Genomic DNA, 20,712 nt, shown 5'->3' with positions numbered 1-20,712 from the left:
TGTACCTACTCTAATTACCTCAGACAGGTTTCACCTTTATCCCATGGTTTTGATTATTAAGGGGAGGTGGTTAAGCGTAGAGGAGGGCACAATCTAAAATATCATTACCTCACGAACTAATTCTATATGAGGTATAAGGTGAATATTAACGACACCATAAAAAACCTAAAAATACAAGACATCAATAACATCACAATGTCTTTATTTGCTGCGTGATGGTTGGGTCTCGCTTCACCATCCTAAGTGAAAAGCCCTGTGCGGAGCCGCATGCAGAGTGTTGTGGGTGCTGGAGGTTAGAAACCTCCGACTACCCGATTAGAGCTCTATGATGTCCACTTATATCTTATTCTGTGCTGATGAATCGTATGTGGAAATTTTTTATCATGCTGTAGCCTAGCAATTACAATGCCTGGAAACATTCCAATAATTTCTGAAAACTTCTTAATTGATAAGTTAGAAAAATCACCATCTTTTAAAAACCTGAATTCAGGTATGTTGATTTTTCATTGATTAATAAATTATAAAATTGTATTATTTAAATAACTGAAATTTAGTTTGAAAAATTAAATGGTATTTTAAATACCATCTACATGTGGCATTTTTTTGATTATGTTTACCTATCGTTTGTTAATAACAACGAACACTAAACCATTATATAAATGGCAGTTATCAACCATTAGATTTTAAATTCTAAAAAAATGACAGATTTGTGCCACACGAAATAATCAATCACTATCTTTTACCTCTCAATATTGCTCTTTCAGTTTGGGCACTAGAATAACTTCATACGAAGAACCTATTTTCAACACGCAAACCATAACTCCATGTGCATACATTGAAATATAGCTGCACCCATAATCCATGCATTCAAAACAGATAATAAAACACGAATAGCAAGTCAACGAACCTTATATAGAACTCAGAGCTGCACCAAAAGCTGAACAAGGAATAAATCTTTACAGAGCATTCCTTCCTCTTAAAATCACACTGCGATTAGACTATTCACTACAAAGATCATTTTTAAGATGTCAAAAATGAAGTTGAGAAGAAAGAAAATCATAAAAGGTCATTGTCTATCTAAAGGGAATGACTAGAGCAACTGTCTACCGACATTAAAGATTGATACTAAATTAGCGTAAATTGGAGCCCTATTATCTATAATTTCCTCTAAAAATAGAGGACAACTAAAATGCGAAACATCATGCTTTACTGTGAATTATCAAACATTAATGTCGGCGTACAACAACATGATCAATGTAGATTTCATACAGATAAATGGGAAATTTTGAAAAGTTCGATCAGGCAAAGTTCTTCATCGAAGACTACTTCATATTACCAAAAATGGCTCTACAGAATATTGATGATAAACCTCTTTCAGGGGACTGCTATTGAAAGCGCCCCTGTACACTGCTTTAACTCCCCCAGGATTCACCTTTAACTGTAATAGAGTTTTACTTAGGCCTTTCTTGCTATGAGTTTGCAGTACATGTAATGGTCAAGTAATCCTGTAGGACTCTTAAGCCACTTTCAGTAATTCTTGTCGCTTCTGAACAGACGTTTGTCGTTGTAAAACCTAATATATCGCTCGACAGTGATTACCACTGATTGGTGATTGATAAAGCTTAAACCGTTCAAGTATTTCGTTTTCAAATTACGGAAAAAACGCTCTTGAACCGCATTGTCCCAACAGCACCCACGTCGACTCATACTTTGAATCATTTTATGATTGTGGAGCGTTTCTTTAAATAACTTAGCGTTGTATTGCACACCTTGATCTGAATGAAACATTAGCCCTCGAATGTTCGGTTGATGTTTTGCAATAGCATTCGTTAATGCTTTTTTGGCCAACTCAGCATTAGGCGTTTTCGATAGAGCGTAACCCACTATTTCTCGATTCGCTAGATCCATAACTGTCGCTAAATAACTCCAACCTTGGTGCGAACGTATATAGGTGATATCACCAACCAAACGAGTATTCAGATCAGACGGATTAAACACTCTTTTCAATAAGTGTGGTGTCGTTGGTTGCTCTTTACTCGCTGTATAGTAATGCGGTTTCTTCGGCCTTTTCGCGACTAATCCCAATGTTTTCATCAACCTAGAGGTTCTAAACACACCAATTTCGAACGACTCTTTTTTTAACTCAAAGGCCAGTCGACGTTTTCCATAAGATTGAAAAGAATCGTCAAATATCTTTGCTATTCTTTTCTTAATTACCTCATCTTCTGGTCGAATCACAGGCGTGTAATAATAGTTCGACACGGGCAGTTCAAATAACTGACACACTCTTTGAATGGTTATCTGAGGCTCAGCCTTGGTCAACTGTCTAATCACTTTAAATTTGGATTGTCGCGTATGAACAAGGCGGTTGCCTTTTTTAACAAACGTACGTCTTCTCTTGATTCAGCCAATTCTTTTTTGAGTTCTTCTATCAGTCGTTTATCCGCATCTAAAGGCACTTTATCTTGCACGAACTCACCACGCTGTTCATCCAAATACTGCTTTTTCCAACGTGCCACAGCGGTAGAGCTAGCACCAGAGATATCTATAATTTTCTGATTAGAATAATGATCTTCGACCATTAATCTCGCGTATTCATACTTTTGTTTGGGCGTGTAATTCAGCCGTTCTTTTCGGGTTTTAATGGTCATGATTTGATTTCTATATGTCGGTTAATTATAGGCTATAGGACCTTCTAGGATTATTAAACCATTACAACACACCTATTTTCAGATGCAGCTCTACGAATCTTTTTATACATTCTTTTGGCCTACCTACACTTAAGAAGCTTTAAAGCACGAAGTGTCAATTCTTTTGGATAAGTTTTCATTTTCAAATTTTTACTTACCGGTAGCGTAATCTTCATATCATCCTTTTCTAGCTGTATATTCTCATTTCGACAATACCAACGAAGGACTGCTCTATATTTTTTGCTGAATTAGTTGTTAGAGCCAATTCAATTTTTGAAAAAACTGAAATAACCTTTTCTCTACTATCTAACGACCCATCTATGTCCACTCTTTGAAGATACCTAACGTAGATAGTTTTTAGCTTTAAACGGTATTCATTCTCCGTTTTATCAGCTCTAGTCAGCACGTTAAAAAATAGCTCCAAAACAAAAATGTTAGAGTATTAAGTGTATTAATTTAATACTCTAAATATCTTAATAGCAATACGTGTATGTTACTTTTAAGTTAGCTTTATTACACAATGATATTGTGTGTATTCCTATCTTTAAAACTAAATTGAGAAAATCTTAATGAAGAGACCTCAGCATAACTCTTGTTTTTACAAAAATAGAAAAACTGGCCTTTGATCTCATTGATGTTTTTTACACGAAAAATCAATTTATCGAGTTATGCAGAGGTCTCATGAAGTCAAAAAACCTTAAATATATTTCAGTAGGTCTTGTCGTTATAACAATGACCGATTGCGCAACTAAAGCACCAGATACCAGTTGGTATGGCCACAATTGAATTTCGCCAACAGATGATGGACGTTGTGTTAATTATTTAAATGACGTTTCTGAGCGTTCTGGCTATAAATTTATCGACCTCCTTAGAGATAAAAAATTTCCAGCTATCAGTTAACTGTTCCGTAAGCGCCCATCCAACCCTACCTATCTATGACTGACTTCAGTCGTAGTCTTCTCGCCTCTTATTATTCAAGGAGCATGTCATGGCGACCTATCGAAAGCACAATTGGCCTGAATTATTTGAGGCCTTCGAGCTGTCTGAATTAACTCAAACGGAGTTTTGCAAACAGCGCAGCATCAATCCAAAATACTTCAATATAAAATTAAATCAACATCGAAAAGTGGCTGACGAACATTATGGCTTTACCCGTCTACACATCGCGCCACCAAGCAATCTTACTTCTGGGGCCTCTACCTCTCAAGTGGTGATTGAATACGGCCAGTGCAAAATTCATTGCCCAGATTCCATGAGTTCATCTGATATGGTTGATCTTGTGAGACAGCTAGCATGATTCAGTGGTCAAGCCATGCCCCCATTTACTTGCATCGTGACCCCGTCGATTTTCGAAAAGCCATTAATGGTCTTGCGGTCATCGTGAGCGAAGCGATGGCGTTAGCCCCATGCGAGCCCGCATTGTTTGTGTTCTGCAACAAGTCACGAACTCAGATTAAAGTGCTGTACTGGGATGATACTGGGTTTGCGTTGTGGCAGAAACGTTTGGAAAAAGAACGCTTCAAATGGCCACGTAAACAAAATGAATCAACCATCTCAATCAGTCATGAACAATGGAGTTGGCTACTGCGTGGTTTCGATATGAGTCGACTGACGCCACATCAATCACTTCATTATACCGAGGTAGCTTAAGCAATTTTTTTGGGGCTTACTGCGTCGTTTATCGTTATAATCCACGTATGGATAATGTAACGATTTTACAACAAGAGATTAATCAATTACGTGCACAACTTGCTGAGCGTGATGCGCAAATTGGCACGTTATATGAGCAGATCAAATTGCTGTTGAAGCGACGTTTTAGCCCTTCCAGCGAAAAGCTCTCCCCAGATCAATTAGGCTTATTTAATGAAGCCGAAGACACCGTCATAGACATACCTGTTAATGAAGAAGACACCACAGAAGTAAAAGGTCACGCACGCCGTTGTAAACCGCGCATCAGTATTCCAGATGACTTCCCATGCGAAGACATTGTGTATGACTTACCAGAGTCTGAAAAAGTTTGCCCTCATGATGGGAGCGAACTGAACGTCATAGGCAGTGAAGATCATGAACAATTGGACATCATCCCCGCACAAATCAAAGTATTACGTCACAAGCGTTTAACGTATGCTTGCCCATGTTGTAGTAGCCATGTAGTAACGGCTAGCAAGCCCAAACAGCCCATTGAAAAGAGCATTGCAAGCCCCGGGTTACTTGCCTTCGTTGCCACCAGTAAATACGCCGATGCTCTGCCGTTGTATCGCCAAAGTGAGATGTTCAAACGTATTGGTATCGACATGGATCGAACCAATCTAGCAAACTGGATGATTAAATGTGGTGAACTTGTGCAACCGTTGATCAACCTCCTGACCGACTCGTTTCAACAGCAACCGTGTTTACACATGGATGAAACCACATTACAGGTCTTGGATGAACCGGGGAAAACAGTTCAAAGCAAAAGTTACATGTGGGTCATGCGCAGCACAGGCGCTCGACCTGCTTGCGTGTTTCACTATGCAGATAGCCGTGCCCAATCAGTCCCGCTGCAGCTGTTATCTTCGCCATTATGGTAGATGGGTATGAGTGGTATCAAAAAGCGTGTAATGAGTATCAGATAAAACGTTTAGGTTGTTGGGCTCATGCACGACGCAAGTTTAAAGAAGCCAAAGATACACAGCCTAAAGGTAAAATAGGGAAAGCGGATCAAGCCCTGAACAGCATCCAAAAATTGTATGCCATCGAACAACACATCAAAGATGCGCCCCCTGATAAACGCCGAGAAGTGCGCCAGGAAAAGGCGGTACCGATTTTAGAAGCGCTCAAAATATGGATGGATAAAAGCCTACTTCATGTTGCCCCAAAAACGACGATAGGGAAGGCATTGGTGTATCTGAATAATCAATGGGATCGGCTCATCGGTTATGTTGAAGAAGGTCATTACCCAATTGATAACAATGCAGCAGAACGAGCCATCCGTCCTTATGCGATTGGACGTAAAAACTGGCTCTTTAGCAAAAGCCAGGCAGGCGCGACAGCCAGTGCAAACTTATACAGTCTTATCGAAACAGCCAAAGCCAATGGCCTTAATGAATACGATTGGTTGAAAAAGGTCTTCGAGACGCTCCCTAATGCAAAAAGTGTAGCCGATATCGAAGCATTGCTGCCTTGGTTCTGCAAGGACGTGGTTGGTTAGGCGCTTACACTGTTCCCACCGAAAATATTTCATTAATGGAGTTTCTCAATGTCGCGTACACCAATGTTCCAAACTTTCAAATTGACACCATCAGAGAGGGCTCAAAAGCAATTATTCTACGCAATAAGTGCGATCACGGTGACGCTTTTGACGGGTTGCACAAGCTCTCCAATGGAACACCTAGAACTTCAGGCTAAGACATCATTAAGTTCAATGTGTGAAAATAATGAGCCTGATTTTTCAGATATCAATTTTGCTACCACCATTGAGAACTACTACAAGTCAGAATTGTTTTTTCAGGAAAACAAAAAATTTTCTACGAATGATGAAAGAGAAATAGAAAACATTTATGAGGAAGCCTGGAGCCTTGGCAGAAGGGTAGGTGAGTTTGATACAGAGGCAAGCTTCTGGGGTTTAGCTTTGTAAGCGTTCATTTCACGCCGTTATTCAATCCCATCTGTTTCCAGTCTACACTCGATTCTGTTTTTATCTCATACGGAGTTCATCCCATGATCAAAACCTACACCCGTCGCTCTTCTTCTGAATGACAAAAAATCATTGATAATCAAGCTCAGTCTGATTTGTCGGCTCCTCAATACTGCGAACAGCATCACATCAATTACTTCAGTTTTAGCAAATGGCGTCAACATTTTTCGAGCACCAAAACCTCAACCGATTCCACTCAACCCGACTTTATCGACCTCAGTCACGTTTCTACTCTCTCAGGTTCTGAACGTTGGAACATTACCCTGTGTTTAGGCGATGGTATTGAACTTCGATTGAGTCGTGAATGATGTTTATGCCTGACCCCAGCGCTAAAATCTGGTTGCATACCCAACCCACTGATATGCGTAAGTCTTATCAGGGACTATTGGAACTCATCAAACAACAGATCAAAAAAAGTCCACTCAGCGGGCATTTTGTCTTCATTAACCGTCGTAAAACGCAAATGAAAACTCTCTATTTTGAACCCTCTGGTTACTGCATTTGGTGCAAACGCTTAGCTCAAGGTCTGTACCACTACCAAGAATCAGCGCACGATAAATACGCCTTCAGCCCACTTGAATTACAACATGTATTAGAGGGTATAAAAGTGGAAAAATATCGACAATTTAAGCGTTACAGACGCGCACCTTAATGGGTTCTTCTACGTTAGATATGCCGTTTCATATCGCGATCTAGAAGAAATAATGCTGGAACGAGGTATTAATGTTGATCACTCTACGCTTAATCGATTAGTCGTGGAATACGCACCTATCATGACAGTCATGGAGAAGGATAAACTGCTCTGCATCGTGGCGACTTATATCAGTCGCACCTATTATCTGAATTTAGGGTTATATAGCGACATTATATTGTCGTGCTTGAAAGGTATAGTTTTAAGACTGGATTTTATCTTTAGTTTTATGATTTTATACGTTAATAACAGCTAGGAAACCATTTATTTTCATTGTATTGGTAAAATATAATGGAGGTTTTAGTTTATATAAATTTATCAAATCTTGCTGGCTTTTTGAAAATGGAAAATAACCTAATAAAAAGTTATTTATATGGAATTATGAGGTTGATTTTAATATATGGATAAGCATTTTGAAAGTATCGCAACGGTTGTTAAAATTTCAGATTTTTTATCATGTGAAAATTATGCCGAGATGAATTTAGAGATCCCTTTTTACCAGCGGCCTTATCGCTGGGGTGAGAAAAACATCACCGACTTAATCACCGACCTAAGCTATCAAACCAAGCGATTAAGCCATAGCCGCGGAGTGATGTTTAATGCCGATAATGCCTACCGCTTAGGCACAGTGGTGTTGCATAAAAACAGCCGTGAAGACAAAGAAGGTGAAGATAAAAAAGGTAAAAAAAGAAAAAGCTTAGATGTGGTGGATGGTCAGCAGCGCAGCTTAACATTATTGCTTGTGTTAACCATCGCCAAAGCGGGTAAGTTTAGTGAACAGCTTAAAGATTTTATCCCAGTTGATATAAAACTACCCAATTGCAGTGAAACGCAAAAAAATGTAAGTAAAAACCACACAATTATTCAACGCTTTGTGAATAGCCCCGACTTCACCGAAGACGTATTGGATTTTTTGTTAAATCACTGCGAAGTGGTACAGGTAACGCTGAATGAATTGTCTGAAGCCTTTCAATTTTTCGACTCGCAAAATGCCCGAGGCCTCGATTTAAACCCTCACGATTTACTTAAAGCCTTTCACTTGCGTGAGTTTCCAGAATCTGAAAATGCCGTAAAACAAGAGGTTGTTGAGTATTGGGAACGGCAAGATACCACAAGGCTGAAAAACTTATTTGCCAATTATTTATACCCCGCGCGTCGTTGGAGTGCAGGTCAAAGGGCGATGGGGTTTACTAAAGCGAAAGCAGGCTTGTTTAAAGGCGTAAGTTTGGGTGAGAACAACTATCCATTTCAGCAGGGATTGCGTGTGATTGATGGCACGATAGATAGCTATATCCAGCACCCACATCGTAAGCTGGATTTACAGCCCATGGCTTACCCGTTTCAACTAACACAAACTATGATTAATGGCCGCCGATTTTTTGAATGGGTGACACATTACCAAATGCTGATTAAGCCGCTGTTAAAAAACAGTATTGCCGCAGAGGATAACAATTGGCTACAAAGTGCACTGTATCACCATGATACCCAACAAAAAGCATTACCTACTAAGAGCATAAGACCTACAGCATTAGTGATAATGCAGGTTTTGAATAATAAGAAAGCAAATGAGAGTGGTGTGGAGGGGGAAATAAAAAATTACAGTTATGAAGGACGATGGCGCCAAGGTGATCGATATGTTCGCCGCATGTTTGATGCTTTAGTTTTGTGCTATTACGATCGCTTTGGTACGCAAGATTTACCCAGGGCGATTGAGTATATTTTTATCTGGGCGTATTCGCTTCGATTAGAAAAAGGCAGTGTTTATCTTCAGGGGATCGAAAAGCATGTTAGAGAAAATAATTTGTTTGTGCGTTTGCATCAGTCATTAACCCCTGCGGATTTTTTAAATAAGCCTTTGCCCCAAATTGAAATCAATCTAGCTCAAGCAATTTATGAAACAATAGAGAAGAAAAATATAGATAAATTGTGTGGGATTAAAATTCTATTTAGTGACCTTGGTTATTGCTCCCCAACAAAAGAGGCAACTCCAAATGTACAGTAATGATCTGCCTACTAGCCTTTGCTTAAAAAAATTATTTCAGAGTGACACCTACTACAAAATACCTGTATATCAGCGCAACTACGATTGGGGTAAGACGCAGATACAGCAATTGATTGTAGATATAAATGACTTTGCCAAAAAAGACGATGTTAAAAAAGAAGAGAGCAAAGGTTTTTACTATGTGGGTAGTTTGGTCGTGCATGAAAAACAAGGTATTTACGAAATATTGGATGGCCAACAGCGCTTTACCACGCTTACCTTAATCGCTTGTTATTTAAAGTTTCGCCTTCCAGAGTTGTTTGACTGGTATGAAAAAACCAACTTAGACTTTGAAAGCCGCCCAATATCGCGTAGCAGCCTAGAGAGTTTTTATCAGGCACTTAGCACACCAAAGGAGTCAAGTGGCAGTGCCTCTAATGATTTTTTGGCGGCTATCAACGCCTTGAATATTGAAACTCTTTCTCCATCTATGCTTAATGGCATTAAAGTTATCGACAGTGTTATAACGGATATTTTTACAGATACCAAAAATGATGAGGCCTTTAAAAACTTTGCTGAATATTTGTTAAAACAAGTAAAAATTCTACGCGTTAGTGTGCCTGCCAATACCGATGTTAGCCACTATTTTGAAGTGATGAATAACCGCGGCGAGCAGCTAGAAAAGCATGAAATTGTAAAAGCGAATTTACTATCAGCAGTGCAAAATAACGTGCACGATATGGCGACCATTCAAACGATCTGGTTAGCCTGTTCTGACATGAGTCGTTATGCACAAACGCGCTTTTCAGTGGCAGAGCGTAAGAAAATATTTGAAGATAATTACGAAGGTTTTAAGTTCAATAATTTTAACAATTTACGCGATGCTATTTACCCTAAAGTTGCTAATGACAATTCAGCGCCTAAAAATAGTATAGGGAGCAGCTCAGAAAGCACCAGTAAAGAAAGCCGCATAACGTTTAGTTTGGAAGCCTCACTTAAATTAGGCCAAAAAGTAACAGTTAATAACGGCAATGAATCTAACGATGACGATGATGGCCGTGAAGAGCGGTTTACCAGTGTTATCGATTTCCCCAACTTTTTGATGCAGGTTCTGCGTCTTTATGTAAAAAACAATTCAACGGATGAGCTTCCACCTTTAGACGATAAGGCGCTGATTGGGTCTTTTAAAATGCATATTGGTGACGATGCAAAAAAGGCTAAATTATTCGTTTTTACGCTTTTAAAATATCGTTATTTATTTGATCGCTTTATTGTTAAGCGTGAGAAAACAGGTGGCAAGGGTGAAGATTGGTCTTTAAAGCATTATAAGTTTGGCAAAAATGGCTCTAGTTATGTTAATACCTTTAGTAGGCTAGATGATTCAGAAGCTGATAATGACTCATGCTTGATGTTGCTTTCTGCATTCCATGTTTCTTACCCAACCAATTCCAGTAAAAATTGGCTGTCTGCTGTGCTGTATTGGCTAGACCAGCAAGATAAGCCTGTTAGCTCAGAAGCGTATTTAGGTTTTTTAAAAGATCTGGCTAAAGCATTTATGGTTAACCGTTATCTTACGGCTGAGCCTCAAGATTATCCTCACTTTATCTATACAATTGACAAAGTAAACAGCGAAGTCGGAGTTAAATCTGAGACTGAAATTTTAGCCTCTGTTAACTATGCCAAAGGCTTTTTGCGCTACGGCCAAGTGAGATTATTCGTATTTAACTACTTAGATTATTTGCTATGGAAAGATAGGGGGAGCAGTACAGACAGCATCGCAGCTTATAAATCTGGCTTTAGATTCAGTATGAATAATAGCGTAGAGCACTTTTCGCCACAAACACCCAAAGCGAACGAGAAGTTAGGCCCTGCTGCCTTACATAGCTTTGGTAACCTTTGCTTATTAACAAGTTCTGATAATTCGTCACTGAGTAATGACGGACCTGAACAGAAAGCCAAAATACTCAACGCAAGGCGTAAAATCATGGCGCCTTTAAGCTTGAAGTTGGAATTAATGCTTAAGCAGGCAGATGCTTGGAGTAAATCTGCAGAGGAATCAGCGATTACTATTCAAGAGCATGAAACTCAAATGTTTAGAGTTTTGGCAGATAATCTTAATCTAAGCATAGATGCTGAGTTATAGAAAACTGTTGGTAGAAGGAGATGTGAAATAAACGATCGTATTAATCGAGCGTTTTACAAACAAGGATGTTACGGATGAACGCACGCTTTACATTATAATTGACTAAATTCACAGGGGCTTAGTGTAATGGCCAAGTACGAAGTGACCACTAGTGAAGGTGAGTTTGAACCTGGTTCAAATGAAGCTATATTAAAGAATAAGCTAGGTATTATAACGGTCGATGATATCAATGAGGCTGAAACTGAGCTGCTCATTCAATTGTATGAACATATTTTGAGTGAGACGGACCATTCAGTATTAACGGCAGTAGACATTACAAATTGGCACAGAATGTGGCTCGGAAACCTTTATGAGTGGGCAGGTGAGTACCGCTCTGTCAATATGAGTAAAGGTGGCTTCCACTTTGCCGCCGCTAAACAAATCCCCAAATTGCTGCAACAGTTTGAAAGTGACTTTCTCTCTCAATTTGAGTGTCTTTCGCAGCTTGACGAAGAAGCGGTTATTTCTTTTTTGGCACAAAGCCATGTTGAGTTTATTTTGATACACCCATACAGAGAAGGAAATGGGCGGCTCTCTCGTTTGTTTATGGATGTGTGTGCTGTTCAGGCGGGCTTTGATGTACTGGATTATGAACTTTGGGATGACAATAAAGAATTTTATTTCAAGTCGATTCAAGCCAGCGTCTCAGGGGATTATCAGCATATTGAGCGCTTAGTTCGAGATGTTTTGAAGTAAGCGCATGTGTTTTGTTATGCAGAAGCTAGAGATAAATGTTTAAACTTGCCACTTTGGCTGTTCAATTTAGCTTCAATTATTTTGGTAGGAACGCCTGTTTCTATCGCACTTGAGCTTGCTGCAGCGCGAATTAGCTTAGATTTAGCTACTTTTTTCTTTGGTCTGCTTGTCATTGCGTTTCTCCTAGTTAGGGGAATATTATAGCATTAAATAGTCGTATTGAAACGGGTTAATTAGGCTGTTGTACAAGACCGCTAGCCCCTTTATCGCCTTTTAAGTAAGCTCTTTATAATTAGTTAGTATGTCTCGTCATACTGGATGTGTAAAAAGGAATAAACCATGAGTAACGTAGGCCAAAGGGAAAGAATCACCCAGAACAGAGTAGTTAGTTTTTTTCAGACAGAACTGGGTTATGACTATCTTGGCGATTGGCAAGATAGAGAAGGCAATAAAAACATCGAGCCAGAATACTTGCGACAGTGGTTGTTGTCGCGTGGTGTTGAGCCTTTGTTGGTCGAAAAATCGATTCGTCGCTTAGATACGGCTGCTGCCTTGGGTGAGGGTAAAAAGCTTTATGATGTAAACAAAGCCGTTTATCGCTTATTACGTTATGGCGTGAAAGAAAAAACCGGCGCGGGTGAAGTCAAGCAAACCGTATGGTTGATTGATTGGAAAAACCCTGAAGCGAACTATTTTGCTATAGCCGAAGAGGTTTCGGTAAAAGGGGAGAACCTGTCTCCTAAAACCAAGCGTCCCGACATTGTTTTATATGTGAACGGTATTGCTTTGGGCGTGATTGAGCTAAAGCGCTTGTCGGTATCCTTTGGTGAGGGAGTACGCCAAAACCTAGATAACCAGAAAAAAGATTTCATCCGTAATTTTTTCACCACTATGCAGTTGGTGATGGCGGGTAATGATTCACAAGGTTTACGTTACGGTACCATTGAAACCCCAGAAAAATACTATCTCGAATGGAAGGAAGACAGCGAAATTGATTGTGCCAGCCCACTTGATCGGCATCTAGCACAGGTGTGTAATAAAGCTCGTTTCTTAGAAATTATTCACGATTATATTGTTTTCGATAGTGGCGTTAAAAAGACCTGCCACCATAACCAATATTTTGGTATTCAGGCGGCTAAGCAACATATTGTTCGTCGTGAAGGCGGTATTATTTGGCACACTCAAGGGTCAGGTAAGAGCTTAACCATGGTGTGGTTGGCTAAATGGATACGTGAGAATGTAAAAGATGCTCGTGTCTTAATTATTACTGACCGCACCGAGTTAGATGAGCAGATTGAGCGGGTTTTTAAAGGTGTTGATGAAGAGATAGAACGCAGTAAAAGTGGCGCTCATTTGCTGTCTAGCTTGAACGAGCCTAACCCTTGGTTGATGTGTTCATTGGTGCATAAGTTTGGCCGTAAGGGCGAACAATCAGAAGACTTAGCGACTCAAGATTATATTGAAGAATTAAAGAAAAACCTGCCTAAAGACTTTTCGGTTAAAGGTAATTTATTTGTCTTTGTCGATGAGTGTCACCGTACTCAATCGGGCGCTTTGCATGAAGCGATGAAAGCTATTTTGGTGGCTGAAAATGACCCAGAGCCAGTTCCAGAGCCCATGTTTATTGGTTTTACCGGTACACCGCTGCTTAAAAAAGATAAACGCAAATCTCTCGAAGTGTTTGGCCCTTATATTCATACCTATAAATTTAATGAAGCGGTCAAAGATGGTGTGGTATTGGATTTGCGCTACGAAGTGCGCGACATCGACCAGACGATTACCTCGCAGAAAAAATTGATGAATGGTTTGATGTAAAAACACGCGAGTTGACGCCTTACAACAAGACGCAATTAAAACAACGTTGGGGCACGATGCAAAAAGTGCTATCCAGTAAGTCTCGTTTACAACAAATTGTGAATGATATCTTAATGGATATGGAAACCAAGCCACGTCTTATGGACGGTCGTGGTAACGCCATGTTGGTGCGCGCCAGTGTGTATCAGGCGTGCAAGGTATATGAAATGTTTAGCCAAACAGACTTTAAAGATAAGTGTGCCATTGTCACCAGCTATAAACCGATGGCATCTGATATTAAAGGGGAAGAGGCTGGCGAAGGCTTAACCGAGAAGCTGTTTAAGTACGATGTTTATCGTAAAATGCTGGCGGATTATTTTGAAAAGTCTGAAGACGAAGCGGCTAAGTTGGTTGAAGAGTTTGAGAAAGAGGTAAAGCAGCGCTTTATCAAAGAGCCTGGTCAAATGCGTTTGCTGATTGTGGTAGATAAATTATTAACGGGGTTCGATGCTCCTTCTGCTACCTATTTGTACATTGATAAACAAAAGGTGACTGTCTTTATTGAGAGCCCCTTCTTGGCTTAAGGCTTGTTTTACTACGCTGTCCTTGTCATCGTTTTCATCATTAAAATGAAAAAATACTTTGTCAGCGAAGGGGGAGTCATTCAAATCATCAAAGAAAGCGGTATTGTTTTTTGAGCGGGTAAAATAGTGCAGCTCGAAGTTTTCAAACATAGGGCTGCCTTTTTATATTTTTTGTGGCTTAGCAACCATATTCGTATGGCTTTTTTCCATGCTTTTTAAAATATGACAATAAATCAAATGGTTACGGGGTTATGGTATTGGATAAAAACTAAGGATAGTAAGTGTAATGAAAGGCTTTTCATGCATCATGAGTGTGAGTAGCATTATAGACTTGATGACAGAGATAAATTCCAAATGGTAAAAAAAACGGACTCCAACAAAAAGTAATCAGCTAGACTAAGAACGGTATGTGCCTGCTCTTGTTACTTTTTTAGCAAACAAGCTCTCCAGTGGCGCCTCGGCCTGTTATCGCAAAAATTTTGATGTAGGCGTTGTTGAGTGGCGGTTGTTGGCGCTATTAAAAGTCGAGCAAAACATAACGGCTAACCGTATGTGTCAAGTGATTGGTTTAGATAAAGCGGCGGTGAGCCGAGCATTAAAGTTATTGAGCGAGCGTGGTTCAGTCTCGTTTATTAAAGATGTAAAAGATGGGCGTTCTTCGTTAATCTGCTTAACGGAGGAGGGTGAAATTTTGCACGATAAAATTTTACAGGTTGCACTGAAACGCGAGGCGTTATTGACGGGCGATTTAGAACCAGAAGAGCTGGATACCTTGATTCGTTTATTGCTTAAACTTAACAGCAAGGTTGCTCTTGTGAACGCATTCGATCCGAATGATAGAAGCCTTAATGACGCTGTTTAAGGCATCATTTTAGTCAGTGTCAATCGTCGTAGTCCTAAACTTGTTTAGTAACACGTGTTGCGCTCTTTTGGGCATAACTGACGCCCGCCATTACGATCGTTATATAAGGAATGTATCTATGCGTTTTGTATTAAAAATTTTGGCTTTATCGGTTTCTTTAATAGCCGCTCAACATGCATCGGCGGATGCGTTTGCGCCTGAAGTGGCAAGCGATGTGCAGCAAAATCGTTAGTGGAAGCGAAGCAATTCATGGTGGCAGCCGCCAACCCTAAAGCGGTAGAAGCGGGTTATGCCATCTTGAAAAAAGGCGGATCGGCGTTAGACGCCTACGTCGCAGTGCAAGCGGTATTAGGGCTGGTAGAGCCTCAGTCTTCTGGGCTCGGTGGCGGTGCTTTTGCCGTGTATTACGATGCTAAATCTCAAAAGCTAACGACTTTTGATGGCCGTGAAACCGCCCCTCAAGCGGCCACGCCGGAATTATTCCAACACCAAGATGGTACGACGTTTAAGTTTTATGATGCTGTGATTGGCGGACGCTCAGTCGGCACACCCGGCACGGTTGCCTTAATGCAAGCCTTGCATGAACAAGGTGGACAACTGTCTTGGAAAACTCTGTTTGAGCCTGCGATTGCGTTGGCACAAGATGGTTTTGACGTCTCGCCTAGGCTTGCTGGTGCCATTGCGAACACCAGAGATTCTTTGGCGCGCTTTCCTGATACCGCCGCGTATTTCTTAGATTCGAATGGCGCCCCTCTTAAAGAGGGAGCGCTGCTTCAAAATCCAGCCTATGCTAAAACGTTGACGAGCATTGCCAAGTCAGGGGCTGATGCTTTTTATCAGGGTGACATTGCCCAAGACATCGTAACCGCTGTGCGCTCGACATCGGACAATCCTGGCGTGCTCGCCTTAGAAGATTTTATGACGTATAAAATCAAAGAGCGCGACGCCACGTGTTTACCTTACAAGCAATTTGACATTTGTGGCATGGGGCCGCCGAGCTCGGGGGCATTAACGGTGGGTCAAATCCTAGGAATTACGCAGCATTTTGATCTGGCAGCCATGGGGCCTAAATCACCAACCGCTTGGCAAATCATCGGTGATGCCTCGCGCCTAGCGTTTGCTGATCGCGGTCGCTACATCGCGGATACCGACTTTGTGCCCATGCCAAAGGGTTTGCTTGACGAACAGTATCTTGCCAGTCGAGCTAAGTTAATCACCCCTGGTAAAGCCTTAGAAACGGTGTCTGCAGGCGAGCCCGACTGGCAAAATGCCGTGGCTTTGGCGGACGATCAGTCCATCGAATTCCCGAGCACCAGCCACATCTCTATTGTTGACGCAGAGGGCAATGCCTTGTCCGTTACCACGACCATTGAAAACGGTTTTGGCTCCCGGGTGATGAGTAATGGGTTCCTGCTGAATAATGAACTAACGGACTTTTCATTTGCCTCTTACAGCCAAGGTTACCCAATTGCCAATCGTCTTGAGCCGGGTAAGCGTCCACGTTCATCCATGGCACCTACTATCGTAATGAAAGACGATAAACCGTACTTAGTGGTCGGCTCTCCGGGCGGCAGTCGCATTACTGGTTACGTCTCCAAAGCACTGATAGCGCATTTAGAGTGGGGCATGGACATCCAAGAAGCGATCTCGTTACCGAATATGCTAAACCGTTTTGGTACCTTTGATATTGAACAGGGAACCTCTGCAGAATTACTCGCTAAAGACTTAGAGGAAATGGGCTACAAAGTGTCTTTGCGAGATCTTAATTCAGGTCTACAGGGCATTATAATTGAAGAGGGTAAGCTTTTTGGTGGGGCGGACCCTCGACGCGAAGGTGCTGCGATGGGTGAGTAATACCATTTGCTAGTCCTAAAAAGCTTAGACAACGAAAGCGACTTCTTGTGCTTTCGTTGTCTTTAATTGCTCGTGTGAGCAGCGGGTTGAAAAAGAAATCTTACCGATTGGCGCTTCGGGCTGTCGCGTATTAGTGACTTTGATTCATGAAATGCAAAGACAGCAACTGAACAAAGGCCTTGCGACGCTGTGCATCGGTGGTGGCATAGGAGTATCGGTGCTTCTTAGTCAAACACATTAAATTATGCTTTAACCTTTACCGCGACATTGCATAGTCTTTAATCGCATTGAAACGCAGCTTAGCTTGTTTGGGCAAGGTCTTAGGAATCTCAAACTCTGTTATATCACCGTCGCCTGCTTGAATAGTCATCACCATGCCCATGGTCAAATGCGGTGAGCACTCAATGCCATAAAATCCTGACTTATTAATCGCCATCGTAATGGGCTTGTTGATTTTACCGCGATAACGGTTCGCCCCTCTTGGGATCATATAATTAATCGTGACCGCATTGTGTCCATAGTCTGTTGGCTCAAACGTCACCGTATCACCTACCTCGACGTGTAAAAAACTGGGCTCAAAGGCCATCGCCCCCCAATCATTTTGATTGACCATCTTAACGATATGCTCCGCTGCAAAGGATACGCTCGCAAGAGGGACCAGTGCCAAGGCCATAATAAGTCGACGTAACATGAAGGCTCCTAGAGTTGAAATAAAATGCCATCTTAGCATATTGGCTACTGAATGCCGTTTAGAGTGCCAATGCTCGGTATAAAACAGGCGATTATCTGATTGGGTTTATGGTAAAGTTTTCGTCAAGAAGACAGTATGTAAGGATACAAACATGGGTGCTAAGCACGACACCTTATTTCGCACACTCACGATGCTGCAAATCATTCCAAAAGAGCCAGGCTACAAAGCCACCTCGACCATTCATGAGGCATTAGAGGAAAAGGGCTTTAAGGTTTCGTTACGTACGGTTCAGCGTGATCTTAACGCTATGACGGCCCACTTACCGCTTATATGCTTAGAAGGTATGGAGGGCGACGGTGGACATCGTTGGAGTCTGTTATCCAGTTTTAGTGACTCTAAGTTGGGATTAGACACACCTACCGCACTTACTTTGGTGTTAGCCCACGAATATCTTTCTGACCTATTGCCTCAAACCGCTGTTCAGCAAATCTCGCCTCAATTTAAAGCGGCGCAGCAGTATCTAAACGCCTTACCTTCGAATCATTATTCCGGTTGGGCCAATCGTGTCAAAGCCATTCCGAATGGCAAAACTCTAATCCCCGCACAAATCAAAGAGGGCATTTGGGAAGTAGTATCGGAAGCGGCGCTTGAAGAATACGCCATTGAAGTGACGTACCTAAGTCGCAAGCATAACGAACTAAAAAGCTACACACTGCATCCGCAAGCCATTGTTGTTCGTCACAGCGTCAGCTACCTTTTAGCAACCGTGAAAGACTACGACGACATACTCCAATTTGCGTTACACCGCATTCAAACCGTTGAGCGCTCGGATAAAGACTTCCGACCACTTAAAGGATTTGATGTGACCGACTATATAGAGCAGGGCGGCTTTAGCTATCGACAATCACCAGGGCCTGTTGTACTTAAAGCGCGCGTGAAAGCTGAGATCGCTTGGCTGCTGTCCGAAACGCCTTTAAGCGAAGATCAAAGTTTAAAACCAGAAGAAGACGGCCGGTTTCAACTGACTGCTACCGTACCAGATGACCAACAAACACTGTGGTGGATACAAGGCTACGGTGCAGCGATTGATGTGCAGGAACCACAAAAATGGCGTGAGCATATTCATCAGCAGGCTAGGGAAGTGTTGGGGCTGATATCGTGAGAGATAGTCGTCATTTTAAGTTTTATCATTATCTTTCGACTAAGGTGCAGCATGGATTTGAAGGCTAACACGACCTTGTATTACAACATGTACGCTGAAGATTTTGCGGAGAATACACTGTCAGTCGATATGTCTGCTTTATATCAGTGCTTTCTCCCTCTTATCCCGCTACAAGGTCATATCCTCGATGCGGGTTGTGGCAGTGGCCGTGATGCGAAATATTTTCAATCATTAGGATATGAAGTATCGGCATTTGATGCGAGCTCTGAACTTGCTCTGAACTTGCTCTGATCGCATCGAATTATCTGAATATCGACGTCGACGTGCTCACCTTTCAAACATTCAATGAATCCAAGGTTTTCGATGGCATCTGGTGCTGTGCGAGTTTATTGCATGTCCCCAAAGTCGAACTCATGGATGTAATTTCACGCTTACGTCGTGCACTCAAACAGCATGGGGTTTTGTATATGTCGTTCAAGTATGGTGATGAAGAGCGTGTCAAAGAAGGGCGCTTTTTTTGTGACCAAAACGAACAAACGATCAACCAGTATTTGGCAGGGTTCGATGTCAAAGATATGTGGGTAACCGGAGACCAGAGAGAGGGGCGTTCATCCGAACAGTGGCTCAACGTAATCGTTGAGAAGCAAGAGTAGTCTGGCGATGAAAACAGCCATCGAGTTTATTGCTTACATTCAACGGATGTTGGTGGAGGGTGATTTTACCGCGACGTACAAGTATGCGTTATTACATGCGATTGCGGATGTATGCGTGGAAAGCTCCAGTGTGACCGGAAACAGTAAACTCCCTATTCAGTTAGATGTTTTAGCGGACAAAATGCTTCGTTTGTATTGGAATCAGGCCCGACCATTTGGTGGTTCTAGTCAAACAATGCAATTGCATCAAAACAGTGATTCACAAAAGCAAATCGCTATCATCACTGCGGTGCAGAGTATCCAGCAAACAGGGTTGTATAACATCAATCAGCTATACAAAAGCCCACATTATAAAACCGTGCATAGAGTAGCAAAAGCAGCCCTCAAAAGTGGCCCACTCTGGCGCTTGCAGATTTTGGCAAAAAAAGAAGAATGCTTTTTATATCCGCATGATAAAAGCCAGAACCATATCGAGCTAAATGCTGGCATCGCGGGTTATTTTCGCGAGTTTTATCACCTGATCACCTACCTCGCACGTGCCGCTTGGATCGACAAAATCATTTCTTTTAAGCACAACCAATACCTAGTAGGTGCACAAGCCAACTTACCGGAATTTCTATTTGGTCAAGACCGTAAGGCTTTAGCCTATGCCAAGCCTCTCCTTCAAGAGATACAGAAAAATACCTGCTTCTACTGCTGTAAAAAGCTCGACCAACATGCCGAAGTGGATCACTTTATCCCATTTGCCAAATACGCGTTCGACCTTGGCCACAACTTTGTGTTGGCGGATCGTACCTGCAACAACAGTAAACGAGATTACCTCGCCAGCTATGAACACAAATACAAATGGGAGGAAAACAATCTCGCCAACCACGCGGACATGATCTCTGAGAAGCTTGCCAGCTACGTTGAGTGCGATAAAGAGAAATCCATGTCTGTGTCGGATTGGGCGTATCAGATAGCGAGGAACAGTGCTTCGAACCTATGGCAAAGCAGGAGCGAGTTTAGATTAGCGTGAGTGATGGGCTGGTTTTAACTGACTAAGGCGGTGCCGGATGGTCAAGAAACACTCTGACGGATCTAAGGCTACGGTGCTGCGGTTGATGTGCATGAACTAAAAAATAGCGTGAGCACATCCACCAGCAGGCAAGGGGTGGGGCGAGGGCGCTTTAAATATTAAAGATATAGTGCGACAC

Annotated in this window: 17 protein-coding genes and 4 pseudogenes; 17 read left to right on the top strand and 4 right to left on the bottom strand. The window is 41.7% G+C overall.

From position 1 onward, the window contains the following. Window positions 1–1,527: 1,527 nt before the first annotated feature. Both IEZ33_RS20525 and IEZ33_RS20520 read right to left on the bottom strand, forming a co-directional pair. Window positions 1,528–2,403 (bottom strand): IS3 family transposase, encoded by an 876-nt coding sequence (locus IEZ33_RS20525; RefSeq protein WP_191603813.1) that lies wholly within the window; start codon window positions 2,401–2,403, stop codon window positions 1,528–1,530. Next, window positions 2,331–2,651 (bottom strand): hypothetical protein, encoded by a 321-nt coding sequence (locus IEZ33_RS20520; protein WP_191603770.1) that lies wholly within the window; start codon window positions 2,649–2,651, stop codon window positions 2,331–2,333. The genes IEZ33_RS20525 and IEZ33_RS20520 overlap by 73 nt, the downstream gene beginning before the upstream one ends. A gap of 1,027 nt (window positions 2,652–3,678) precedes the next feature. Between IEZ33_RS20520 and tnpA (IEZ33_RS20515) the strand changes: the two genes are divergently transcribed. The 9 genes and pseudogenes from tnpA (IEZ33_RS20515) to IEZ33_RS20475 all read left to right on the top strand — a co-directional run bounded on the left by tnpA (IEZ33_RS20515) (window position 3,679) and on the right by IEZ33_RS20475 (window position 11,916). Continuing rightward, a complete protein-coding gene (gene tnpA, locus IEZ33_RS20515; protein WP_191603769.1) occupies window positions 3,679–3,987 on the top strand; it encodes an IS66 family insertion sequence element accessory protein TnpA in 309 nt (102 codons plus the stop codon). Next, window positions 3,984–4,340: an IS66 family insertion sequence element accessory protein TnpB gene (tnpB, locus tag IEZ33_RS20510; RefSeq protein ID WP_191603768.1), complete on the top strand. Its 357-nt coding sequence runs from the start codon at window positions 3,984–3,986 to the stop codon at window positions 4,338–4,340. Before tnpA (IEZ33_RS20515) ends, tnpB (IEZ33_RS20510) begins: the two co-directional genes overlap by 4 nt. Before the next feature lie 47 nt (window positions 4,341–4,387). After that, window positions 4,388–5,880: pseudogene (tnpC, locus tag IEZ33_RS20505) on the top strand (IS66 family transposase). Window positions 5,881–5,928: 48 nt separating this feature from the next. Next, window positions 5,929–6,306 (top strand): hypothetical protein, encoded by a 378-nt coding sequence (locus IEZ33_RS20500; protein WP_191603767.1) that lies wholly within the window; start codon window positions 5,929–5,931, stop codon window positions 6,304–6,306. A 128-nt stretch (window positions 6,307–6,434) separates the two neighbouring features. Further along, window positions 6,435–6,674: an IS66 family insertion sequence element accessory protein TnpA gene (gene tnpA / locus IEZ33_RS21085; protein ID WP_420844883.1), complete on the top strand. Its 240-nt coding sequence runs from the start codon at window positions 6,435–6,437 to the stop codon at window positions 6,672–6,674. Then, on the top strand, window positions 6,671–7,018 hold the full coding sequence (gene tnpB, locus IEZ33_RS20495) for an IS66 family insertion sequence element accessory protein TnpB (RefSeq protein ID WP_191603766.1): 348 nt from the start codon (window positions 6,671–6,673) through the stop codon (window positions 7,016–7,018). The genes tnpA (IEZ33_RS21085) and tnpB (IEZ33_RS20495) overlap by 4 nt, the downstream gene beginning before the upstream one ends. Before the next feature lie 439 nt (window positions 7,019–7,457). After that, window positions 7,458–9,059, top strand: a complete 1,602-nt coding sequence (locus IEZ33_RS20485) for a DUF262 domain-containing protein (RefSeq protein WP_191603765.1) — start codon at window positions 7,458–7,460, stop codon at window positions 9,057–9,059. Continuing rightward, window positions 9,049–11,181, top strand: a complete 2,133-nt coding sequence (locus IEZ33_RS20480; RefSeq protein WP_191603764.1) for a DUF262 domain-containing protein — start codon at window positions 9,049–9,051, stop codon at window positions 11,179–11,181. The genes IEZ33_RS20485 and IEZ33_RS20480 overlap by 11 nt, the downstream gene beginning before the upstream one ends. Window positions 11,182–11,307: 126 nt before the next feature. Further along, the gene (locus IEZ33_RS20475; protein WP_191603763.1) at window positions 11,308–11,916 is read left to right on the top strand and encodes a Fic/DOC family protein; all 609 of its coding nucleotides are present in this window, start codon (window positions 11,308–11,310) and stop codon (window positions 11,914–11,916) included. Window positions 11,917–11,930: 14 nt separating this feature from the next. Here the strand turns inward: IEZ33_RS20475 and IEZ33_RS20470 are convergent, their stop codons facing one another. Then, window positions 11,931–12,089 (bottom strand): hypothetical protein, encoded by a 159-nt coding sequence (locus IEZ33_RS20470; protein WP_191603762.1) that lies wholly within the window; start codon window positions 12,087–12,089, stop codon window positions 11,931–11,933. 166 nt (window positions 12,090–12,255) lie between these two features. On the opposite strand from IEZ33_RS20470, the pseudogene IEZ33_RS20465 reads away from it, so the two are divergent. The 4 genes and pseudogenes from IEZ33_RS20465 to IEZ33_RS20450 all read left to right on the top strand — a co-directional run. Next, a pseudogene (locus tag IEZ33_RS20465) lies at window positions 12,256–14,255 on the top strand (type I restriction endonuclease subunit R); the annotation flags it as partial. Window positions 14,256–14,703: 448 nt separating this feature from the next. Next, a complete protein-coding gene (locus tag IEZ33_RS20460; RefSeq protein WP_191603761.1) occupies window positions 14,704–15,156 on the top strand; it encodes a MarR family winged helix-turn-helix transcriptional regulator in 453 nt (150 codons plus the stop codon). A 118-nt stretch (window positions 15,157–15,274) separates the two neighbouring features. After that, a pseudogene (gene ggt / locus IEZ33_RS20455) lies at window positions 15,275–17,010 on the top strand (gamma-glutamyltransferase). 103 nt (window positions 17,011–17,113) lie between these two features. Continuing rightward, window positions 17,114–17,251 (top strand): annotated as a pseudogene (locus IEZ33_RS20450) (acetyl-CoA C-acetyltransferase); the annotation flags it as partial. A 15-nt stretch (window positions 17,252–17,266) separates the two neighbouring features. Here the strand turns inward: IEZ33_RS20450 and IEZ33_RS20445 are convergent. Further along, the gene (locus IEZ33_RS20445) at window positions 17,267–17,701 is read right to left on the bottom strand and encodes a pseudoazurin (RefSeq protein ID WP_240009720.1); all 435 of its coding nucleotides are present in this window, start codon (window positions 17,699–17,701) and stop codon (window positions 17,267–17,269) included. Between the two features lie 151 nt (window positions 17,702–17,852). Here IEZ33_RS20445 and IEZ33_RS20440 point away from each other — a divergent pair, with 151 nt between their 5' ends. From IEZ33_RS20440 to IEZ33_RS20430, 4 genes are all read left to right on the top strand, one after another. After that, a complete protein-coding gene (locus tag IEZ33_RS20440) occupies window positions 17,853–18,863 on the top strand; it encodes a helix-turn-helix transcriptional regulator (RefSeq protein ID WP_191603760.1) in 1,011 nt (336 codons plus the stop codon). Between the two features lie 51 nt (window positions 18,864–18,914). Then, window positions 18,915–19,154, top strand: a complete 240-nt coding sequence (locus IEZ33_RS20955; protein WP_338040958.1) for a class I SAM-dependent methyltransferase — start codon at window positions 18,915–18,917, stop codon at window positions 19,152–19,154. A 176-nt stretch (window positions 19,155–19,330) separates the two neighbouring features. After that, complete coding sequence (locus IEZ33_RS20950) at window positions 19,331–19,516, top strand: hypothetical protein (RefSeq protein WP_338040957.1); 186 nt, start codon at window positions 19,331–19,333, stop codon at window positions 19,514–19,516. Between the two features lie 7 nt (window positions 19,517–19,523). Beyond that, window positions 19,524–20,534 carry an HNH endonuclease signature motif containing protein gene (locus IEZ33_RS20430; RefSeq protein ID WP_191603759.1) on the top strand — a complete coding sequence of 337 codons (1,011 nt, stop codon included), beginning with the start codon at window positions 19,524–19,526 and terminating at the stop codon, window positions 20,532–20,534. Window positions 20,535–20,712 lie beyond the last annotated feature (178 nt).

Origin of the sequence: Marinomonas algicola, assembly GCF_014805825.1 — a bacterium.
Classification (GTDB): domain Bacteria; phylum Pseudomonadota; class Gammaproteobacteria; order Pseudomonadales; family Marinomonadaceae; genus Marinomonas; species Marinomonas algicola.
The sequence above is the reverse complement of the archived record's forward strand: the minus strand, read 5'-3'. Positions and strand labels throughout refer to the sequence as shown.